Source organism: Cyclobacterium roseum, from assembly GCF_010119225.1.
Taxonomy (GTDB): Bacteria; Bacteroidota; Bacteroidia; order Cytophagales; family Cyclobacteriaceae; genus Cyclobacterium; species Cyclobacterium roseum.
This window is the reverse complement of sequence record NZ_WNKF01000001.1, coordinates 127,075-149,389: the sequence shown is the minus strand read 5'-3', so window position 1 is coordinate 149,389 and position 22,315 is coordinate 127,075. Positions and strand designations below refer to the sequence as shown.

Annotated in this window: 17 protein-coding genes; 6 read left to right on the top strand and 11 right to left on the bottom strand. The window is 47.9% G+C overall.

The features are described from left to right. Positions 1–431: 431 nt before the first annotated feature. Positions 432–1,163, bottom strand: a complete 732-nt coding sequence (locus tag GJQ68_RS00535) for an NUDIX hydrolase (protein WP_162415365.1) — start codon at positions 1,161–1,163, stop codon at positions 432–434. Between the two features lie 172 nt (positions 1,164–1,335). On the opposite strand from GJQ68_RS00535, the gene GJQ68_RS00530 reads away from it, so the two are divergent. The 3 genes from GJQ68_RS00530 to GJQ68_RS00520 are packed head-to-tail and all read left to right on the top strand — an operon-like array spanning position 1,336 to position 5,113. Further along, complete coding sequence (locus GJQ68_RS00530; protein WP_162415364.1) at positions 1,336–2,856, top strand: glycosyl hydrolase family 79 N-terminal domain-containing protein; 1,521 nt, start codon at positions 1,336–1,338, stop codon at positions 2,854–2,856. Between the two features lie 3 nt (positions 2,857–2,859). Continuing rightward, entirely contained in the window at positions 2,860–2,997 is a 138-nt protein-coding gene (locus tag GJQ68_RS00525) for a hypothetical protein (protein ID WP_162415363.1), read from the top strand. A gap of 22 nt (positions 2,998–3,019) precedes the next feature. Then, positions 3,020–5,113 (top strand): PKD domain-containing protein, encoded by a 2,094-nt coding sequence (locus tag GJQ68_RS00520; RefSeq protein ID WP_162415362.1) that lies wholly within the window; start codon positions 3,020–3,022, stop codon positions 5,111–5,113. Between the two features lie 292 nt (positions 5,114–5,405). On the opposite strand, the gene GJQ68_RS00515 is transcribed toward GJQ68_RS00520, so the two are convergent. The 10 genes from GJQ68_RS00515 to GJQ68_RS00470 form a co-directional block, all read right to left on the bottom strand. Beyond that, entirely contained in the window at positions 5,406–5,552 is a 147-nt protein-coding gene (locus GJQ68_RS00515) for a hypothetical protein (protein WP_162415361.1), read from the bottom strand. Between the two features lie 394 nt (positions 5,553–5,946). Beyond that, on the bottom strand, positions 5,947–6,321 hold the full coding sequence (locus GJQ68_RS00510; RefSeq protein WP_162415360.1) for a type II toxin-antitoxin system VapC family toxin: 375 nt from the start codon (positions 6,319–6,321) through the stop codon (positions 5,947–5,949). After that, complete coding sequence (locus GJQ68_RS00505; protein ID WP_235940978.1) at positions 6,308–6,559, bottom strand: hypothetical protein; 252 nt, start codon at positions 6,557–6,559, stop codon at positions 6,308–6,310. Before GJQ68_RS00505 ends, GJQ68_RS00510 begins: the two co-directional genes overlap by 14 nt. Positions 6,560–6,665: 106 nt before the next feature. Further along, entirely contained in the window at positions 6,666–6,974 is a 309-nt protein-coding gene (locus tag GJQ68_RS00500) for a putative quinol monooxygenase (protein ID WP_162415358.1), read from the bottom strand. Positions 6,975–7,060: 86 nt separating this feature from the next. Continuing rightward, positions 7,061–8,332 (bottom strand): mandelate racemase/muconate lactonizing enzyme family protein, encoded by a 1,272-nt coding sequence (locus GJQ68_RS00495; RefSeq protein WP_162415357.1) that lies wholly within the window; start codon positions 8,330–8,332, stop codon positions 7,061–7,063. Positions 8,333–8,335: 3 nt separating this feature from the next. Then, complete coding sequence (locus GJQ68_RS00490; protein ID WP_162415356.1) at positions 8,336–9,280, bottom strand: SMP-30/gluconolactonase/LRE family protein; 945 nt, start codon at positions 9,278–9,280, stop codon at positions 8,336–8,338. Positions 9,281–9,379: 99 nt separating this feature from the next. Further along, positions 9,380–10,417, bottom strand: a complete 1,038-nt coding sequence (gene cydB, locus GJQ68_RS00485; protein WP_162415355.1) for a cytochrome d ubiquinol oxidase subunit II — start codon at positions 10,415–10,417, stop codon at positions 9,380–9,382. A 3-nt stretch (positions 10,418–10,420) separates the two neighbouring features. Then, on the bottom strand, positions 10,421–11,806 hold the full coding sequence (locus GJQ68_RS00480; protein WP_162415354.1) for a cytochrome ubiquinol oxidase subunit I: 1,386 nt from the start codon (positions 11,804–11,806) through the stop codon (positions 10,421–10,423). A 168-nt stretch (positions 11,807–11,974) separates the two neighbouring features. Then, positions 11,975–14,152, bottom strand: coding sequence for a penicillin acylase family protein (locus GJQ68_RS00475; RefSeq protein WP_162415353.1), 2,178 nt, complete (start codon positions 14,150–14,152; stop codon positions 11,975–11,977). Positions 14,153–14,641: 489 nt separating this feature from the next. Continuing rightward, positions 14,642–15,544 carry a DUF4097 family beta strand repeat-containing protein gene (locus GJQ68_RS00470; RefSeq protein ID WP_162415352.1) on the bottom strand — a complete coding sequence of 301 codons (903 nt, stop codon included), beginning with the start codon at positions 15,542–15,544 and terminating at the stop codon, positions 14,642–14,644. 314 nt (positions 15,545–15,858) lie between these two features. Here GJQ68_RS00470 and GJQ68_RS00465 point away from each other — a divergent pair, with 314 nt between their 5' ends. The 3 genes from GJQ68_RS00465 (at position 15,859) to GJQ68_RS00455 (ending at position 22,314) form a co-directional block, all read left to right on the top strand. Further along, the gene (locus tag GJQ68_RS00465) at positions 15,859–16,173 is read left to right on the top strand and encodes an antibiotic biosynthesis monooxygenase family protein (RefSeq protein ID WP_162415351.1); all 315 of its coding nucleotides are present in this window, start codon (positions 15,859–15,861) and stop codon (positions 16,171–16,173) included. 42 nt (positions 16,174–16,215) lie between these two features. Then, on the top strand, positions 16,216–17,928 hold the full coding sequence (locus tag GJQ68_RS00460; RefSeq protein WP_162415350.1) for an amidohydrolase: 1,713 nt from the start codon (positions 16,216–16,218) through the stop codon (positions 17,926–17,928). A 69-nt stretch (positions 17,929–17,997) separates the two neighbouring features. Then, the gene (locus GJQ68_RS00455; protein WP_162415349.1) at positions 17,998–22,314 is read left to right on the top strand and encodes a CusA/CzcA family heavy metal efflux RND transporter; all 4,317 of its coding nucleotides are present in this window, start codon (positions 17,998–18,000) and stop codon (positions 22,312–22,314) included. Position 22,315: the final 1 nt, after the last annotated feature.

Genomic DNA, 22,315 nt, shown 5'->3' with positions numbered 1-22,315 from the left:
ACCTCCCCCCGGGCCCCCTCCTGTTTTCAGGAGGGGGCCCGGGGGTGGTAAAAATACGTCATCGGTAGTTTTTTGGGATAAATCTATAACAATGACAATCGGTTACAGGTATCAAAAACCAGAGGGTGGATTTTTTTTCAGGGCTGATTACACCCCTATGCTTAATTTTGAAGGTTCCGAATTTGCTGAAAAACCCATCCGTTTTTTCCCATTCAATGTGGGGATCAGCCTGGGTAAAAGTTTTTGAAGAATTAAACGAAAGACCACCGAGATTGTAAAAACCTCAGCAGTCCTGTTCAGAAATCCAAAATTATCCTACCTTCGCCACTATTGTCTCTCTTCTTCTCATCTCATACCAATTTAGTTATCTCATTTTATTCTATTTGGGGGTAAGAAAGGAAGGGATTCTCCTGCCAAAAATGACGGTTCCGTTATTTCAGTCTATAAAGATAGGGCGCTTTGTTTTTCGCTCCGGTTAACTTTTTTTCCAAACGCTCTAGTACATCCATATCCAAAATTTTCTTTTGAAAGTTGCTGCGGGTAAATTCCTTTTCAAATATCGTCTCATAAATTTGTTGCACTTCCTTCATCGTAAACTTCTCTGGAAGTAGATTGAAGGCATTGAACTTATGATCGATGTCTGCCCGGAGTGCCGCTAATGCTTCTTGAAACACCTCGTCGTAGTGCATGATCATTTCGGGTACTTCCTGAATGGGATACCAGTCTATCGAAACGTCGAACTGAGTCAGTTTGGGAGTAGCTCGTTTCATATCCACCAGGGCATAGTAACCAATGGAAATAAAACGTTTTGTAAACCAGGCATACGCATTGGCATTTTTCGTTTTCGTGATAAATTTTTGGTCTTCGGAATAATTCGATTTTATCAGGGAATCCAAAAACTGCTTCCGTTTGTTGTCAGCCTTGCCAAAAACCTTGAACTGCTGCAGGTAAATATCTTGAAAGCCGGTTCGGTCTTCCAAAATTCGCTTGGCAGCCTCATCAAGATCCTCTTCCTGCTTAATAAAGCCGCTGTGAAGCGCATAAAAGTTGCCCTTGAAAGCCAGTTTGGAAAGCAAAACCTTCAATTGGCGATTCTCATAACCGAAGATTACGCAATCGATCGCTACCTGTGGCATATAGTTTTTATCGCTCAATACGTCCATACGAATACCAGTAAATGGTGCCAATTATCTAATAGATGTAAGCTACTTCGAGTAAACCAAGCGTGCTCCCGTGATTGATAGCAATATTAGTAAAAAAATATAAAATATATTGTATATTTTTTTATACAATAAAAAATTTTAATACTTTTGGTTCCTAGTCAAATGCGTTTTTATGAAATCGATACCAAAATACCTGGCAATACTGCTGGCCGGGCTGAACCTTTCCTGTGCCAGCGAAAAAGAGACAGTGGAAACTTCTGCCCTTTTTGACTTTTCCGAAATGGAACGGATTGCTGAAGTGGATGAACGCTACCAATCTGTCAATGTAGAGATGTGCGAAGTGGTCGGTGGCGATTTCTGGGTTCCCTACAGTGAAATTGATACGGCCAAGGTTCAGGCCCTTGGTTTTGCCGGTCTCAAGCAAAGCATCCCGTCAATCAACCTATATGACGAAAAACTACGTACCCTTTCAAAGGCATTAGGCCCCATGTACATTCGGGTAAGCGGCACTTGGGCCAATACCACGTATTTTCAGGACAACGACGAGCCGAAAATGAGCCAGGCGCCCGAAGGGTATGAAAATGTATTGACCAGGGCTGAATGGAAAGGCGTTATCGATTTTTGCAAGGCCATGGACGCCAGATTGGTTACCTCGTTTGCCAACAGTGAAGGCATACGGGATGCCAACGGGGACTGGACGGCTGCACAGGCAGCACCGCTTTTGGACTACACCCATTCCATAGGTGGAGCAATCCATGCTGCGGAGATGTTCAATGAACCCTCCCATGCCAGCCATGGCGGCGCACCCGAAGGGTATGACGCGGCGCAATACGCAGAAGATTTTGCGGCTTTCGAAGCATTCGTATCCCAGGCTGCTCCGGAGATGAAGATCATGGGGCCCGGATCGACCGGTGAAGGGGGAATCATCCCGGGAATCGATTCTACCCTAACCACCGACAAAATTCTTACGGCCAGTCCGGCACCGGAATTTGAGATTTTTAGCTACCATTACTACGGAGGCGTCTCCCAACGATGCATGGGGCAACTTACCCCGGAAAATGCATTGAGCGAGGAATGGCTTTCAAAGACTGAAGAAGGATTTGCTTACTATGAAGAAGCCAGAGACCGGTATTTACCCAATGCTCCCCTATGGTTGACTGAAACCGCTGAAGCGGCCTGCGGGGGAAATCCCTGGGCAGCTACCTATGTAGATAGCTTCCGCTACCTGAAACAGCTGGGGAGACTGGCCAGAAAAGGCGTACAAGTGGTCATGCACAATACACTGGCGGCCAGTGAGTACGCCTTGCTTGAACAGGACACCCACAACCCACGACCTAATTATTGGGCCGCCTTGCTGTGGAGTAAATTCATGGGAAATCAGGTATACGATGCTAAAGCTCCTATGGATGGACCCGACCTATTTGTGCACAATTTGAAAAATGCTTCCAATGGCTATGCCGTGTTGTTGGTAAATCCAAGAGATACCGAGACCTCCTTTCACATCCCAACGGATGCCGTGCAGTACCTGCTCACGGCGGATGACATTCTTTCCAAAGAGGTCAAACTGAATGGGGAAGTACTTCAACTCAAATCCGATAATACCTTACCTGAAATCCAGGGTAAAAAGGTGCAGCCAGGAGAATTGGTGATGCCATCTCATAGCATCCTGTTTTTGACCTTCAGCAATATTTAAGACATGAAGATCGCCGATAAATTATGGTTGGTTACCGGAGGTGGAAATGGCATAATGGATTATATGTACCGAGTCAACCCGGATTGGGCCATGCGCGTCATGGCCAGGAAAATGAAGGGCCACCTTTCGAAAAATCATTAAAAAGGGAAACCCAAAAAGCACCATGAGAAAAATAGAATTCGTCCTGTTGAGTGCCATCCTTGTCGCATGTGGCGAATCAGGATTTGCGCAGACCAGTTTGTTAACTACCGAATGGAAATTTACGGCTACCGATTCCCTATTCGCGCAACCCTATGTAGACATTGACGAGTGGCGGGATACCCCACTAAGGCATCGATATGTGCATGGTGGATTTGAAGGTACTGACACCCGGTTTTCTTTTTACTTTCCGCAAGAGGAAAACTATGAGGGTCGCTTCTTTCAGTACATTACCCCAATACCCGACAACGAAAACCTGTCTCAGGGTGCTACAGGAGAAGAAGACAAAATCAGTTTTTCTATTCAAAATGGTGCTTACTTTATAGAGACCAATGGTGGCGGAAACCCCGGATTCGGTGCCGATCCCCTTTATAATCCATTTAAAGCCAATGCCGCCAGTGCAGCGTTCTCCAGAACAGTGGCCAGGCAAATTTACCCTGCCGATCAGAGGCCGTTCGGTTATGCATTTGGTGGTAGTGGCGGAGCCTATCGGACCATAGGTGGTTTTGAAAACACCGATACCTGGGACGGAGCCGTGCCGTACGTGGCCGGTTCGCCCATGGCCATCCCCAACGTATTTACGGTACGCATGCATGCGATGCGGGTATTACAGGATAAGTTACCACAGATTGCGGATGCCGTTGAAGCAGGGGGTGGCGATATGTACGCCGGGCTAAACCCGTTGGAGAAAGCGGCCCTTATGGAAGTTACGAAGATGGGCTTTCCCAAACAGGCATGGTTCAACTATGAAAAAATGGGGATACATGCTTTTCCGGCTATATTTAAAGGAATGAAAATGGCCGATATGGCTTATTTCACTGATTTCTGGACGGTACCCGGTTACCTGGGAAAGGACAAATACGAAACGATTGAGAAGGATCGCCTGCAACAGAAAGCCCGGATCAAAAAAATTATCACCAAAAGGGAAGCGTATGAGTTGGGATTGACTATAGCAAATGGCCCCGGCAGGGCCCGTGGAACGGCCGATGCCGCCTGGCAAAATCTGGACCGAAAGACGGATACCATCCCGGTCGCCTTTCAATTGGATTCGAGGCTGCCAGAGGTGAAATTTTTAGGAGGGGAACTCAAAATCCTATCGGGTGAAACAAAAGGGAAAGCTTTGGCACTCAAATCCATTGACAATGACCTGGTAGTAGTAGATGCAATAGACCCTAAAATTGCTGCTTCCCTCCAGATAGGTAACGAGGTACAGGTCGACAACAGCGATTACCTGGCCGCCCAAACCTATCATCGTCATCAGGTACCTGGCCCGGAGTATGCGGTATGGGATCAATTCAGGGATGCAAACGGAAACCCCGTCTATCCCCAGCGTCCTACACTGATCGGACCTCTATTTACAAAATCCACGGTGGGTTCCCTACCCAATGGGGATTTTAGGGGAAAAATGATTTTACTGGGTTCGCTGTGGGATACGGAGGCGTATCCCTGGCAATCGGACTGGTATCGAAACCAGGTAAAAGAATCCCTGGGGGATGCCTTTGAAGATAATTTTAGATTGTGGTTTACCGATCATGCCAATCACGGTGACGTTGCGGTGCCCGGTGATCCTACCCATATTGTCAGCTACCTGGGAGTATTGCAGCAGGCCCTGCTGGACCTAAGCAATTGGGTCGAAAAGGGAATCGCACCCACCGCGGCTACCAACTATAAAATTACCGATGGCCAGGTAATCGTTCCTGATGAAGCCAATGAAAGAAAGGGTATTCAACCCGTAATCCACCTCAACGTAGATGGAAGCCAGCGGGCAGCGGTATCCGTAGGTGAAAACGTCACCTTGTCCGCTCAGATAGAAGTACCCGAAAATCAGGGAAGCCTGGTGGATGTAACCTGGGATATGGATGGATCGGGTGATTTTTTGGCGAAGGAAAACCTTAGGGATTCGAATCAGCACAAAGTGACCCTTACCCGAACCCATTTCTTTTCGGAACCGGGCACCTATTTTATTACACTTAGAGCCGTCTCTCAACGAAATGGAGATACGAAAACGCCCTTCACCCGTATTCCTAATCTGGATCGGGTGAGAGTAGTCGTGAAGTAGCCCAGAGGATGACAATCACCTAACCCAAGCGAAAAGAATAATTCCGGTCAACCAAACTGATTAGAAATGGAATGGAGAGATCCATAAACGATCCTTTGGCCTTTATTATACGGCTTCAAAATTATCGTTCCAGTCCGGGAAATCTTGGAGGTTTACGCTAACCATTTTACCTGAAGGCCCTACGGAAAGCTGGCCAGTACCTCCATGACAAGACACATTGTCACTATCCACAGTCAGACCGGTAAGTCCGACTTAGAAGTAGGAGAAAAACCAGTATCCCTGGTCGGCTTTTTTACTTTGTCCGCAATTTTCGGTGTTTCAGATATTCTTTCAATTCCTGAAACGTCATGTCATAGGTTTCTTTGGCTATTCGTTCCTTAATCTCTCGGAAAAATGGCACCGTTTTGAATGCTTCTTTATTTGTTTTAGTCTTATCCATGCGTTATAATATCTTTTGGAGATCTTATTTCTAGTTGTCTATATCCGATTTTCAGGTTTACAGAGTCATTGTATCAATGTTTCATTGAAGTTTACCCTGAGCCTGTCAAGGGTTCAACACTGCATTCAGACTAGGCTGTTTCAGCCGTCAGAATGCTTAGCTATTGTGGAATCAGTATTTATTTTTCTTCATCCATGCACTTTTTGATTTCAAAAAATCCTGTTGAAAAAAACCTTCCTTCCCGGAACACCGGGAAAATCTGAAGATATATATAGTTGGAGAATCTTACCCCCGTTTTCCACTCTATTCTATCTTGATTTTACTTCCCGCTATGGCTTTTAATAACTGGTTTGAAACCGTCGCCGCCATGCAACAAACCATCGAAATCCCTGTGCTAATTGATTTCGTACATGATTAAATTCAAGTCATCGACTGTCCTGAATTGCTTGTCTGCCGTTAATAATGGTAATTTTGAATAAAATGCTGTCGCTGCGACAATAGCATCCGGAATCTTTAATTTTGATTTCCTACGGATCTCAATTGTCAGGTCTTTGACTTCTGATCTGATATCAATAATCATACAATTCTTTAATAATCCTTTGATGGTATCTTCCGAATCCGGGGATATTTTGGGAAATGAAAGAAGTTCAAGCTCTGTGATGAATGAAATCACTGGATCCTTGTCCGAAATAATTTCGACTACTTCCTGATCTCCTTTTAAAAAATAGAGTAGAATATTGGTATCAACACAAAGTCTATTCCCACTCATCTCTCATCTGTCTTTGATAGGCTAATGGGTCTATGCCGGTTTTTAACTTTCCTGCATATTTCGTGATATCTCTCTTGGGAGATTTTGAAATAACTTCATCAACCCGTCTCTTTATCTCCTCTTTGGGAGTCCCTTTTTTTATTATTGTTACCATATACTGATCTTCTTTACCCAATATAACAATTCTTTCAGGTTTCGGATCTACGCTTTTCAATTTTTTTGGCATTAGCATTAACATAAGGGTATCTATTTTTTGAAAAAGACAATATAGAGACTTGTACTGCTCATTCAAATAACCAGAGACCCACCGCTCCGGTAGCTATCTACCGCTTCCGACCGCCATCTTAAATCCCCACTCCACCAATAAGCTCCAGCTCCTGCCCTTTGGCTGGCGGCCCATCCAGTAGGGGCATGGCCTTCCCGATGAGTTCCCGCACCCCTTCTACTTTCAGGGATTGGTCGTGGTCCTCTTTGCTGTCCCAGATTTCGGTAATGTGTACGGAATGGCTATCGGCTTTGTCCTTTCCGATTACATATAGCCTACACCCTTTAGCGGTAGCCACCAATTGGGATGCTTCCAGTAAAATCGATGCCAGGGCTTCCTGATGCCCGGGCTTTGCGGTCAATTTGCCATTCAATAGGTATTTGTTCATTTTTGTAAGGGTTAGGTTTCATTTTTTAACCAGCAGCTACTAAAAAGGAAACCTAGCACTACTTGTTTCCCTGCAGACCTACCGATTTACCCCTCCACCACCCGATGCTCCGCCACAAACCTTGGATCCAGCGTCACGCCCAGCCCCGGTCCGGTAGGCACGGTCACTTTGCCGCCTTTACTGGAAAGGCTGGAAGTTGGACTGTCCAGGGGGATTTCATTGTTAAACCCCTTGAATTCATGAAACGGTCCGGCATTGGAAACGGCCGACACAAAATGCATCATATACAGGTAACCCAGACCCGAACCGGAAATATGGGGCGTGCAGGGCTTTCCTTTCAGGGCCGCCATTTTGGCCACCTTCATGGACCGCACCATGCCCCCAAAATAGAAAATATCGGGCTGCACAATGTCCAGGGCATCCTCTTTGACCAGCCAGCGGAAACCATGCAGGCTGGGTTCCTGTTCCCCACCGGCCACCGGAATATTAACTGCTTTGGTGACTTCCAGGGTTTCTTCATACCAGTCAAACGGAACGGGTTCCTCGTAAAAATCATATTGGTATTCTTCCATGATCCTCCCTACCCTTATGGCCTCCTCAGGGGTATAGGAACCATTGGAATCGGCATAAATCACCATCTCCGGACCAAAACGTTCCCTCACCAGAGGGATCAGCGCTTCGGTCCTTCCGGGGGGATAATCGGCATTGTGACTCATCCGGCCACCCACCTTGAATTTCAGGGCCCGGGCATCGGTTTCCCGGACATGCTTTTCAATCAGGTCTATGGATTCCTCCGCCGATTTTCCCCGGTAATTATTGGCCTGGTACACGGCAATCTCCGGATGGTAAATGGTTTCTGCCAGCAAGGACCCCATGCTTTTATGGGCCAATTTTCCCAGCAAGTCCAGAATGGCAAATTCCAGCGTAGCCAGGGGCACCCAGAAGGCCAGGTTTTGCAATTTGTAATTGCTCTGGTACACGTACACCTCTTCCAAAAGCTTTTCCCATTCCCGGGCATCCTTGCCGATAAAAAAGGGCTGAATGCGGTTGACAAAAATGGGGTACAGGTGCTTCATCTGCATGTTATTGCTTACGGATAGCCCTTCGGCACCCTCTTTGGAGCGAACGCGGCAGATAAAGTTATCTCCCTTGCGCAGCAATTCTACCGTCTCAATCCAGACCGGATCCTTCAGCTCATCCAGGCGCAACACCGGTTCGGCCAAAATTCGGTCCAGGGCCTCCTCCTGCCTGTCCGGCTCCGGCGCATTTTTTCCAGAAACGCCCGCAGCCAGACCGGTCATACCGACTACTGCTCCCAGGGCAGAACGCTTGATAAACTTTCTTCTATCTCCTTTCATGGTTTACTCGTTTCCGGCTACTTTTAATTCCACCGCATACAGTCCGGTCCTCGCAGTTACAAAAAGCGTTTTCCCCTCTGGTCCTCCAAAGGCCAGATTGGAAGGGGTTTCCGGAAAGCGGATGGTTCCCAGCAGACGGCCATTGGGAGCAAATACTACCACCCCTCCCGGCCCGGTGGCAAAGAGGTTGCCCTGCTTATCCACTTTAATGCCATCCGGATTCCCATTGCCAGACAGACCTGAGGCATTGAAAAAAAGGCTCCCCTTGCCTACCTTCCCCCCTTTGCTAACGGGGTACTTCATGTATTTTTTGGGCCGGTCCGAATTGGCCACGTACAGCGTGCGCTCGTCCGGCGACAGGGCCAGCCCGTTGGGCCGGTACAGATCCTCGTCGATCAGGGTTGTCTTCCCTTTGTAAAAGCGATATACTCCATAAATACCCAAGGTATCGCTGGCATCCGACGGCAAGCCATAAGGAGGGTCGGTGAAGTAGATGGCTCCATTGCTGTGCACAATCAGGTCATTGGGACTGTTAAGCCGGGTGCCTTTGTATGCTGTTACCACGGCATCGTACTGTCCCTCCGGACTTAGGCTGGCGATCTTTCTGCCACCGTGTTCGGCCATCAGCAAGTTCCCTTCCGCATCGTAGGTCAGGCCATTGGAATTGTTGCTGGGTTCCCTAAAAACGCTTACTTGCTCTCCAGGCTTCCACTGATAGATGGTATTGGCGGGAATATCGCTAAACAGCAAATGACCTTCCTCCTTGTTCCAGACGGGCCCCTCGGTAAACCGAAAGCCATCTGCCAATTTTTTTATTTCCGCATCCTCGGCTACCAAATCCAGCAGGGCCTGGTCTTTTACGTCCAGGTTTTGACCAAAAACCGGGAGAAGAAAAAGGAAGAAAAGAGCGAAAAAACTGATTTTGCGGAGGTGGGAAGTTATCTTCATGGTTTTTGGGTTTGATGGTTCTAAAGGAAATATACAGGAATCCATCTAAAAGGCAATGGCCTAGCGCTCAAATCATCCGGAAAAAAGGGAGGATGGCCGTCAATAACTCATCTCATCAATCTTCACTTTGCCGCGGAAGGTGAGGTACACAAAGGTCGTGTACCCAATTACCAGCGGGGTACCGATAGCAGCAAAGGTCAGCATGATTCCCAGGGACTTGTCCGAAGCAGCGGCATTATAGACAGTGATGTTATATTGAGAATCCAGGGTAGACACCAGCAGGTTGGGGTACAATTCGATCGCTACCAACACCAGCAACAAACTAATCGTCAGGGAAGAAAAAAAGAATGCCTGCCCGTATTTCTTTTTGCTTGACAAGCGGGGTACATTGGCTATACTCAAAAAAACCAGCAGCGGAACGATAAATAAAACGGGTTGATCCCGAAACGTGTCGGACAGATGCGGAATGTAAATCAGCGTATACAGGGAGGTGATGCCAAAGCTCACCATAAAAAAAATCATGCCCTTTTTTAGTAAAACGGTTAGTTTGGCGTACATCCTACCTTCTGTTTTCAATAGCAGGTAGATGGCGCCATGGCTCATCATCAGCGCGAGGGTAGAAATACCTACCATCAGTGCAAAGGGGTTCAGGAAGGTGAAAAAACCACCGCCCTCGTATTCAAAATTTTCCCCTATGGGCAAGCCAAGCAAAACGTTTCCCAGGACCACCCCAAGCAAAAAGGGCAAAACGATACTGGATACGGAATAAGAAATATCCCACATCTTCCGCCACCAGGCCATTTCCTCTTTGCCGCGGAATTCTATGGACACGGCCCGAAAAATAATAAACATCAAAAACAACATAAAGGGGATGTACATTCCCGAAAGCAGGGTAGCATACATCACCGGAAACCCGGCAAAAAGGGCTCCTCCGCCAATGACCAGCCAGACCTCATTGCCATCCCATACCGGACCAATGGCATTCAGTGCCAGGCGCCGGCTTTTTTCCTGTTTAAAAAACAAGTGCCAGGCCCCTGCGCCAAAATCAAATCCATCCAGGATGGCATAGCCCGAAAACAGGCCACCAACTACCAGAAACCAAAGTGTGGGATAATCGATACCGGCTAGTGTTTCCATGAGTCAGTTTTTTGGCGTAGAAAATGATTGGGCGACTTCCCGTTGAAAGGGACGGTCATCGTCTTCCTTTTCCTCATAGGGCCCATGTTTGATCTTTTTATTCAATAAATATAAAAATAAGAGCAACAACAGGGTGTAGATAAAGAAAAACATAATCAAGGAAAAAAGCACCTGATTTTCCGTTACCGATTTACTCAGGGCATCGCTGGTACGTAAAAGCCCATAGACCACCCAGGGTTGCCTGCCCATTTCTGCCGCAAACCAACCCACCTGGTTGGCTACCTGCGGCAGGATAACCGAAAAGGAAAAAACCCAGAGCAGGCCTTTGCTTTCGAACAAATCACCCTTGATCCACTTGTAACAGGCAAATAGGGTCAACGCAATCAAAAACATCCCAATGGATACCATGATGTGGTAAAACTGAAATACGGCGTTGATCTGGGAAGGACGATCTTCTTCCTTGAAGGCATTGAGGCCGGTAACCGGTGTATCGAAGCGGTAATCCAGCAGGAAGGAGAGTCCACCAGGCACCTTTACGCCCCACACCTGTTGCGATTCTTTGTCTACCCATCCAAATAGGTACATGTCTCCGGGGGCAGCGGCTTCGAAATGCCCTTCAAAAGCCGCCAGCTTCGCGGGCTGGTTCTCTGCCACGCCGTTTGCCGAACTGTGTCCGGATACCAATTGGGACAGGGAAAAAATGGTGGCTACGACCAAGGCAATACGAAAGGCTTTTTTGGAGATATCCACAAACCGGCCTTTGCGCAGGTAGTAGGCATGCACGCTTAAGACCAGAAAAGCTCCTGCCAGAAAGGCTCCCTGCCATGTATGAATCAACCGGTCCATGCTGGAGGGGTTGAATACCATTTCCCAGAAATCGGTGATCTCAGCCCTGGCTTCCATCCCCTCTCCCACCACGTGGTAACCTGCCGGAGTTTGCTGCCAGCTATTGGCAATGACGATCCATACCGCCGAAAACATGGACCCCAAAAAGACGCCCATGGTAGCTACCCAGTGCACCCAGGGCTTTACACGGTTCCATCCAAACAGCAGCACCCCAAGAAAACCGCTTTCCAGCGCAAAAGCAAAAATACCTTCCGCTGCCAGTGCGCTTCCAAACACATCGCCTACATAGCGGGAATAAGTGGCCCAGTTGGTCCCAAACTCAAATTCCATGACAATACCTGTCGCCACGCCAATGCCAAAAGTCAGGGCAAAAATCTTGGTCCAGAATTTGGCCAGGATTTCGTATTCCTTATTTCCTGTTTTCAGATAAAGAGACTCCATGATCACCATGATCAGACCCAGGCCAATACTAAGGGGCGGGTAGATGTAATGGAATGCGATCGTAAATGCAAATTGAATCCGGGATAATATTTCTACATCCATATGCGGCAAGGATTGGTGAACAGGCAAGGCATACCTCTAACGTAGATTTGGGATAGCCTCCAATTTTTGTCGAAAATACCGAAGCCTAAATCTCTTAAAATCAAGGCAAAAATCCACTTACACCGGCTGTAAATTTTCCTGAATTTTATCATGTATATCAGGCCACCTTTACCTTTTCCCGGGATGATAGGTTTCCTCAGCCCTTTTTTCTACATCTTCCCGGTAGTAGGCTACCTCCTTGAAACTGCCATCTGCATACATCTGCGCCTGATCGTCAAAATGAGGGGACTTCAGATCACTGTTTTGTCCACCGGCCAGCAGGCTTTTCGCCCGTACCTTTTCTCCAAATTCCACTGCTGCCACAAAGCTGTTTCCGGAGGAGCCGTAGAGCTTTTTGGTGTTTTCCCGGGCACTGGCACCAAAAGAAGCCAGGGCCCCCCAGCGACCCGAGGCCAATCCAATGGGGAGGCTTTCTTTGGAATCATCATAGGCCAAGTCTATATCCCCACTCAGTCGTTGAAAGCGGTTGATCTCTCCCCAGGGCATTTCCCAGGAGCCAAAATCAGCTTCCAACTGCTCCACCGCTGCGTTAAAGGCCTCCAATACATCCTCCGCTTCATAATCCAATTCGTTCCCTTCCTTTTGGTTAAAAGGTATCAACCGATAAGGATTTCCAATCTGCCTGTTGAACCACATGCCATAAAAATGAGCCAGGGACATGGCCACGGAACCTTCACCGGTCTTGTAGTCCCATTCTTTTAGAACATCTATCGGAGCGGCTAAATCACTGTAGGATGCCCCTTTCGTCTCAAATGCCGCCAGCAGCTCCGGAATAAGGTATTCAAAGGCCGGCAGGTAGGGATCGTATCCGAGTGCAATCAAATCGTCCAGGGAAATCTCACTTGCCTGGGAAAGCAGGTCTACCGCATGGATGCCGCGAAAATTCTCGGCATCGGGAGCCATGTAATAGGGATAATCCTCCTGTTTGGGACTGTAAGGGCCTGCCGCAGTAAAAGGAGTGGAATTGCAATTTTGGATCCATCCGGTTTGGGGGTTGTGAATGACAATGCTCTCTGCTACCGTATGCAAACCCTGCCAGTCGGTTGCCGGATCGCTGCCATCCACCGGCCTGGAAAAATCAAAGGAGGTGTCCCTTTTGGGAATAAAGTTGCCGTGAAAATAGGCAATATTGCCTTCAGCATCTGCAAAAACGGTATTGTTGGAAGAATTGGTCCGGATGTCCATCATTTCTACAAATGCCTCGTAGTTATCCAGTTTGGTACGGGTAAAGCTTTGGATCAGGGCATTAACAGGATCCCAGTTGATTTTGGTGGCCACCCATTTGTCATCCAGTTTATGAGTAACCGGTCCGTGGTGTGTACGGTACATGGTGAAGCTTTTTTCCTGCAATCCTTCCGGGGAACTATATGAAAGCGTAACAGGAATTTCCTCTACTGCCCGCCATTCATCTCCATAAGCATACTCGTAGCCATTTTCGGCTTCCCTTACCTCTTCCAGAAACTCATCCATAAAGTCCAGGCGGGTAGAGGTATGCATCCAACCGGTCTTTTCATTGAATCCCTGATATACGAAAAATTGTCCCCAGGTAACGGCTCCATAGGCATTCAAGCCCTCTTCACTAGCCACATGGATTTCCGGGCGAAAATAAAAGGAAGTATGGGGATTGATCAGCAATAGGGCATTACCTGATTCGCTCAGTTCTGGCGCAATGGCGATGCCATTGGAACCCTTAGGCTCTTCATAGGGATCAGGGTGTAGCAGTCCATCACCAAATTCGGAATAGGCCAGGGCCTCCTGATTTTCATAAAAAGCTTGAATTCTCTGGGTGGAAATCCGCTCTATATCTCCACCAATGGAGCCTTCACTGAAAAACATGGGAAACCAGGGTTCATAGCGGGTCAACACCTGCGGCGCTACTTCAGGGTGGGTTTCCAGGTAATAATTGACCCCATCGGCAAAGGCATCGCAAAGGTCCTGAAGCCATTCCGGAGCTCCTTCATAAGCTGCTTTGGCCTCTACTTCGGTCATGTATAACCTGGCTCGGAGGTCACTGTATAGGGCCTGCTCTCCTTCCAGTTCGGCCAGGCGGCCGGTTGCCCAGATATAGTTCCGTTCTACCCTTCTAAAGTCATCTTCACACTGGGCGTAAAGCATTCCAAAAACCGCATCCGCATCCGTGGCAGCATAAATATGGGGAATGCCGTAATCATCCCGGATGATGGTCACCCTGTCTGCCCGTTGTTCCAGGTCATTCGATTCGGTATGGACTGGAGCCTGGCAAGCCCATAACAACAGGGCAAGCAATGATAATTGTAATTTTTTCATGGTTGGTGGTTAAACGTTTCTAGTCAGAGGCCAAAAAATGATGCCCCCTATGGAATAGCGGCTGATTCCGGACCTCTGATAATTGCCTTCAATAATAGGCAAAAATCCAGTATCTGGCAATAAAATAACCAACACAGTACCATTTTTACACCAAGGGTTCTAAAATAGGACTTCAAAACCTACAGTTCTATAACAAAAAGAGTCCCTAACCGAAAAACCACCTCTAAAACCAATGGTGTTTGGAGACAACCAAATTATTCAAATGCGTATTTTTTTAACCCAATAAAGCCAACAGCAGACCGCTTTCGGTCTGCTGTTGGCTTTAAAAATACAATTGTTTACCGATTTGGAAGAATCAGCAGTCATGAAATTTATCCATCCTGCTAAAAATCAGGATAGAACGGATCAATTAACTATGGTAATGCTACCTGAACTTACCTCTCCTTTAATGGTATGCGGGGATCCATTCATAATTACCAGGGATCCTGATTATTCACTTCCCCCAATTCTGGCCCTTCCGCTTCCGGTATGGATTTCGTAATTGAAAGCAGCCAAATTACTGTTGGTCTGTATGGAAATATTACCAGAGGAGGCTTTAAAGGAGGTGTGTTCGCTTAACCCAACGTTGCTACCTGTCACTTGGCCGGAACTTAGGCTTACCCTTCCCAAAGCCTGTACCTGATCCATGACGATTTTTCCGGAACTCAACTTAACATCCAATAAACCGTTGATAGCCATGAATGCCATATTTCCGCTGGATGTTTCTGCATCCAGGTCTCCCTCGATTTGTTCCAGGCTCAGTTTCCCAGATGAAACGGATGCTATCGTGTTTCCTGCGATGTTTTCACCTACAACCTCACCTGAGCTTGCTGTAAGGTACACTTCCAAAGCATCAAGATTATTGGCACTGACCCGGCCGGAATTCACTTCCAAATCAATTCTATCTCCCACCACATTTTCGGCATGGATCGTACCGGAACCGGCATGCATCTGCAAGGACATGTGGGTCGGACCCGTAAGCCTGATGTGTCCCTCGGACCGGCCCATTCTCAGGCCATTTTGATCCAGGCTGACGATGAGTTTTTCACCTACCACCCTGTAGGCAATTGTCTTTCCCCCATCCACATTGGATCGAAGTAAGGCATCCAGGGATACTTCCTCCAAATCAGGAGATCCGAGGTACTCCGCTGGAAGAAAGCCGGCATCCACTTCAATAGAACTAATGCCCACAAAACGTTCCTCGATATCCGCCACGGTTTCCAATTGCGGATCCAGGCAGGAGGTAAAAAACAGCATGCCGAGTACCAGCAATCCGCTACCATTTAATTTTTTCTTGGAAGGAAAACTAAAATTCCAGATTTTCTTTTCCTGTTTACCTTGTATTGTTTTCATTTGGTGATGTTGCAAATTTTTGTTTCTATCAAAAAGATAAATCCAATCTGATGCCAATTACGAAAATACCCCCAATCGCTGAAATTTCCGGGAAAACCTTCGAAACACCGCTAAGACCTGTTCAAAATCGGACAAATTCAAAACCTTTTCGGACAGCATAAAGGGTACATCAGGGCATTAATTGCCGCTTATGTAAGGAAGAGGGTCTTACTCCAAATTGATTCTAAATTGGAAGCTGGCCCTGTCTCATAAAGTAATTCTTAATATATTTAATGTAACGTTTTCAATCTTTTCTATAACAAGGCAAACTACCCATGATCAGTGACACCCCCACCGCTCCTTACTATGCCGTGATATTTACCAGCATCAAAAATCCGGACGCCGGGGAAGATTATGCCCAAATGGCCCGGAAAATGGAGGCATTGGTAAAAATTCAGCCCGGCTATCTCGGTCATGAATCCGCAAGAGAGAACTTGGGAATAACGGTCAGCTACTGGGAAAGTCTGGAGGCCATTGCTGCCTGGAAAAACGAAACCCGACACCTACTCGCCCAACAGCTCGGTAAGGAAAAATGGTACCAAAACTACAAAATACGGATTTGCAAAGTAGAAAGGGAGTATGGCTTTTAATGCTACCCTTAAGCATCATCAACCATTATTATTAATTCACTTATGACAACCAAACTTTGTGCATTGCTTGTATTACCGGCCATCCTTTTGCTGGGCGCTTGTTCCGAATCCCCGGAAACCGCCACCCGGGTATTTACCGGCGGCATCCTTTACACGGTAAACGAAGACTACCCCACCGCCGAGGCCATGGCCATACAGGGAAATAAAATTATTTATGTAGGAGATCAGGAAGGGGTAAAACCTTTTATCGGTTCTGAAACGGAAGTGATTGACCTGGAAGGAAAAACCTTGACACCGGGTTGGATTGAAGGACACGGGCATTTTATGGGCCTGGGCTACAACGAACTGAACCTGGATTTATCCGCTACCAAAAGCTTTCGGGAAATCGTCGCTATGGTAAAGGAGGCCGCTGATCGGACGCCTGCGGGCGAGTGGATTACCGGTCGTGGCTGGCACCAGAGCAAATGGACTGAATCGCCGGGAAAACAAATTAATGGCTTCCCCTTACACCAGGCCATTAGCGAGGTATCTCCGGATAACCCGGTCTTTTTGTACCATGCGAGCGGTCATGCCGGCTTCGCCAATGCCCGGGCCATGGAAATTGCGGGCTTAAATCCCCTCGGAAAAGAACAATTAAGGGATCCCAACCACCAGGAAGGAGGGGAAATAATCCGGGATGAGAACGAAAACCCCACCGGTATTTTCAACGAAACGGCCATGGGTTTGATTACCCGCCACATTCCTGCAAATAGCCCGGAAAAGGACCGACAGGCATTCGAATTGGCGATGGCTGCTTGCCATCGGAATGGCATCACGGGATTTCACGATGCGGGAATCGGTTCAAAAACGGTAGACTTATACCAACAAATGAAACGCGAGGGGAAAATGAAACTCCGCATGTACGCCATGATCGCAGGAGGAAACCGGGAATTCCTGGACGAATGGCTGGAAAAAGGTCCTGAAGTGGACAGCCTGCTTACCTTCCGTTCGATAAAGTTGAGTTGCGATGGAGCCCTTGGTTCTCGTGGAGCCTGGTTACTGGAGGAATACAGCGACAGACCTGGTCATTTCGGCCACGAAACCCTTCCCATGGAATACGTCTATGAAGTTTCAAAAATGGCCCTGGAAAAAGGGTTTCAACTCTGCACCCATGCCATTGGAGACCGGGCCAATAAAGAAGTACTGGACCGGTACCAGGCCGCCCTGGAGGAGTTTCCCCATAAACGCAATGAGCACCGCTTTCGCATTGAACATGCCCAGCACCTGCATCCGGAGGACATTCCCCGCTTTGCAGCCCTGGGGGTGCTTCCGGCCATGCAGGCCATTCACCTCTCCTCAGACCGGCCCTGGGCCATTGAGCGACTGGGAGCGCAGCGGATCAAGGAAGGAGCTTACATGTGGCAAGCCCTACTCCAATCCGGCGTTCCCATCATCAACGGTACCGATGTACCCGTAGAACCCATCAATCCCCTGGCTAATTTTTACGCCAGCGTGACCCGCAAAACCCTGGAAGGAAGCCCAGAGGAAGGCTACGAGGCGGATCAAAAAATGACCCGGGAACAGGCATTGAGAAGTTACACCCTGGATGCGGCTTATGGAGCCTTTGAAGAAAGCATGAAAGGCAGCCTGGAAGTAGGGAAAGTGGCAGATTTCACGATCTTTGACCGAAATATCATGGAAATTCCAGAGACTGAAATCCTGCAGACAAAAGTCTCCCTGACCGTAATGGATGGGCAAATAGTCTATGAACAATGACTTCTATCATGTCTATAACTCGTTAAATTACAATAAACTATTTTTAACTTGCAGCAAATAATTTTGTAAATGATTCACCGGATAATCGCTTTCAGCGTAAAAAATAAGTTTATTGTTCTTTTAGCGGTACTGGGCCTGGTGATATGGGGACTTTTTTCCTTCCAGCGCTTGTCCATTGGGTCTGTCCCGGACATTACCAGCAATCAGGTACAAATCATTACGGTAGCGCGGAACCTGGCCACAGAGGAGGTGGAACAATTTATCACTTTTCCCATAGAACTTTCGGTAGCCAATTTACCCGGGGTGGAAGAAATCCGCTCGGTCTCCAAATACGGGCTGTCCACCATCACGGTGGTCTTTGAGGAAGGCATGGGCACTTACCTGCCCCGGCAATTGATTGGAGAAAAACTGGCGCAGGCAAGCAAGGACATTCCGGCACATTTTGGCAGTCCGGAAATGGCACCCATTTCCACCGGCCTGGGGGAAATCTACCAATACACCCTGGAAACGCGCCCGGGCTACGAAGACCGCTATTCGGTGATGGACCTGCGGGAAATCCAGGATTGGCTGATAAAGCGGCAGCTCACCGGCATCAAAGGCGTGGTGGAGATCAATACCTGGGGGGGTTACCTGAAACAATACGAAGTGGCCATGCAGCCTGAGAAGCTCCGAAGCATGGACATTTCCCTTCTGGAAGTTCTAAAAGCCCTGGAGGACAACAATGAAAATGCCGGTGGGGCCTATCTGGAAAAAAACCAGACCAACTATTTTATTCGAGGCGAGGGCATGATCCAATCCCTGGAGGATATTCGGAAAATTGTCGTGGCCAACCGGGGCGGGGTGCCCCTGACCATAGGTGACCTGGCAGCCGTGCGCTTTGGATACGCCACCCGTTTTGGGGCCATTACGGGTAACGGAGAAGGGGAAAAAGTGCTGGGACAGGTCATGATGCTGAAAGGGGAAAATTCCTATGCGGTGATCAAAAGCGTCAAAGAGCGCATAGCTGAAATAGAAAAAATACTTCCGGAAGGGGTGTACATCAATGGATTTCTGGACCGTTCCATGCTGATCGACAAGACCACCTCCACCATACAGGAAAACCTTATCCTGGGCGCCTTGTTTGTCATCTTCATTCTGGTCATCCTGATGGGAAATTTTCGCAGCGGATTACTGGTAGCTTCCGTCATCCCCCTTTCCTTGCTTTTTGGCATTTCGCTGATGAGTCTTTTTCGGGTAGATGCCAACCTGCTGAGTCTGGGTGCCATTGATTTCGGGATTTTGATAGACGGAGCAGTAGTGGTGGTCGAGTATGTGGTCTACCAAATGAGCAAAAAATTTCCCGGCTTGAAAGGGAATGCCCAAAAAGAAGAAGTAGACAAACTGGTCATTGAGAGTTCCAACCGAATGATGAACGCCGCCATTTTTGGTCAGATCATCATTTTGATTGTTTTCATTCCCATCCTGAGCTTTACCGGGGTAGAAGGAAAAATGTTTCAACCCATGGCATTGACCTTTATGTTTATTCTGGCAGGAGCCATGATTCTCTGCCTGACCTACGTACCGGTCATGGCGGCCCTTTTTGTCCGGCCATCCAAAAACGAAAACAAGACGGTTTCTGCCCGGATCATCCGAACCGTGCACGGTTGGTACGAGCCGGTATTGATCCGTGCCCTAAAGCATTCGAAGCTTGTTTTGATTACGGCCCTGATCGCGTTTGGAATCAGCCTGTTTATATTCTCCCGGCTGGGTGGAGAATTTTTGCCCACGCTGGACGAGGGCGATTACGTGATCCAGCCGGTATTGAAGCCGGGAACTTCCCTGGCCCAGACCATCGAAATCACCACCAAAATCGAGTCCATTCTGCTGGAGAAATTTCCCGATGAGGTGGAACAAGTCGTCAGTAGAATCGGGGCAGCGGAGATCCCCACGGACCCCATGTCCATGGAGATGTCGGATATCATCATCAAGCTAAAGGACCCGGACAATTGGCAAAGGGTGGATTCCAAAGCGGCACTGGCAAACCTTATGACGGAGGAGCTCTCTGTTTTACCGGGCATCACCTACCAGTTTACCCAGCCTATTGAGATGCGCTTCAACGAACTGCTCACGGGGGTTCAATCCGACCTGGCCATCAAGATCTTTGGGGAAAACCTGGAAACGCTGTACCGCTACGGCCTGGAGGCCGCTGACATTATAAGGGATGTGGAAGGGATCGACAATATCAAAGTAGAACAATTGGTAGGACTGCCGCAGATTTCCATCCGCTACGACCGGGAAAAACTGGCCCTTTATGGCCTCAGCATTGCCGATGTGAATCAGGTAATCCGTACCGCCTTTGCCGGCAGTAGTGTAGGTACCATTTTTGAAAACGAACGCCGCTTTGACCTGGCCCTGCGCCTGGATAGGGAGACAGTAAGCACCGAGGTGGTAAACGAGTTAAGTCTGCCCCTGGAAAACGGGGAAAAAATATTATTGAAACAAGTGGCTGACATCAGCTTTCAGTCGGGGCCGGCACAAATATCCCGGGACGACACCAAAAGAAGGATTGTTTTGAGTTTAAATGCCAGCGAAAGAGATGTGGAATCCATTGTCACCGATGTGCAGGCATTGCTGGAAGCTGAGTTGGATTTGCCCACGGGCTATTCCATCGCCTATGGGGGACAGTTTGAAAACCTGAACCAGGCCCGGGACCGCCTGATCAAGGTGGTACCGCTTGCCTTGTTGTTGATTGCCATTATGCTTTACTTTACCTTTCATTCTGTTTCTGAGACGATCATGGTTTTCTTGTCCATCCCTCTGGCGGTAATCGGCGGCATTGTGGCGCTATGGATAAGGGGCATGCCCTTTAGTATTTCCGCAGGTATCGGTTTTATTGCCTTGTTTGGCATCGCCGTGCTCAACGGCATCGTGCTGATCAGTTACCTCAATGACCTGGAAAATAGCGGAGAAACCGATATACGCAAGAGAATCCTGAAGGGCTGTAAAAACCGTCTGCGGCCGGTGCTATTGACTGCATCCACCGATATCCTGGGCTTTATTCCCATGGCGCTATCCACTTCTGCAGGAGCGGAGGTACAACGGCCCATCGCCACGGTAGTAATAGGTGGGCTGATAACAGCGTTTTTTCTCACATTAATAGTATTGCCGGTGGTGTATTATGTGGTCAAATCAAGGAAAACAAAGGGCCTTGGCCGGCATAAAACCGCCTTCTTGCTGCTTTTGCTGATAGGGGTACCTTTTTTGAGTCCGGCCCAGGAGGGCCCTGTAGATCCGGAAGCGGCCTGGTCCATGGCACTGGAAAATAATTTTGAATTGGCTGCCGCCAGAATATCATTGGAAAACAGTCAGGTCCAGACCAAAACTGCCTGGGACATTGCCCCATCCCTATTCTTTATCGGCACGGAGGAAAACCAAAGAAACCTGGAGGGAGATGGAGTAAATTCTTTCGGATTCCAACAGTACATTGATTTTCCAGGAGTCTATGTTTCCCGAAAAAAGGTACTGGAAAAGGAAAGCCTGATCACAGAGGATCTTTATGACATCAAGACCCTAAACCTGAAAAAGCAACTGTATAAAGCTTGTTACCAAATGGATTACCTGGTCAAAAAGAAAGAACAATATGCCGGATTTGATTCCCTGTATCAGGAATTGTATAGGGCCTCCGAAAAGCGGTATGCCGCCGGCACGACCAACCGGCTGGCCATGGTCATGGCAAGAGCCCGGTCTGAAAAAGTCCGTATGGCTTATTCTCAACTGGAACAGGAAATCCAAATTGTTTACCGGCAAATTCAGGAAGTAGTACAGTCCCCGGATACATTACTGCTCAAGAGCCCTCCACTGACCATGGCTTTCGCTGAATTCCCCGACCTGGAAAATCATCCTTCCTACGGCTATTTGATGCATCAAAAAGAACGTTTTGAAGCGGAAAAGAATCAGATGCAAAACAAACTGCTTCCCGGATTCTATGTACAATACATGTTCCAGAAAATTGATGGTGTCAGTGGTTTTTTCGGTTACCAGGCCGGCATACAGGTTCCCCTTTGGTTTGGACCCTCCCGGGCAAGGGTGCAATCCGCGCGCCTGTCCGTCTACCAATCCCAAAACAAGATCAATGATTTAGGTGTGCGCTGGGAATCGGCCATAAATCAGGAAAAAACCAGGCTGGAAATGCACCTCAAAGAGTTGGATTACTATAACCAGGAGGGGCTACCGATGGCGGAAGAAATCATCAACACGGCAAATAGAAGTTTTAACCAGGGGGAAATTGATTACCTGGAGTACATCCGCAGCCTGGAATATGCCAGCGAAATCCAAATGGATCACCTGGATCTCTTGAACGAATACCATCAAACCCTTATTGACATTCACTATTTTAACCTGCCATGAT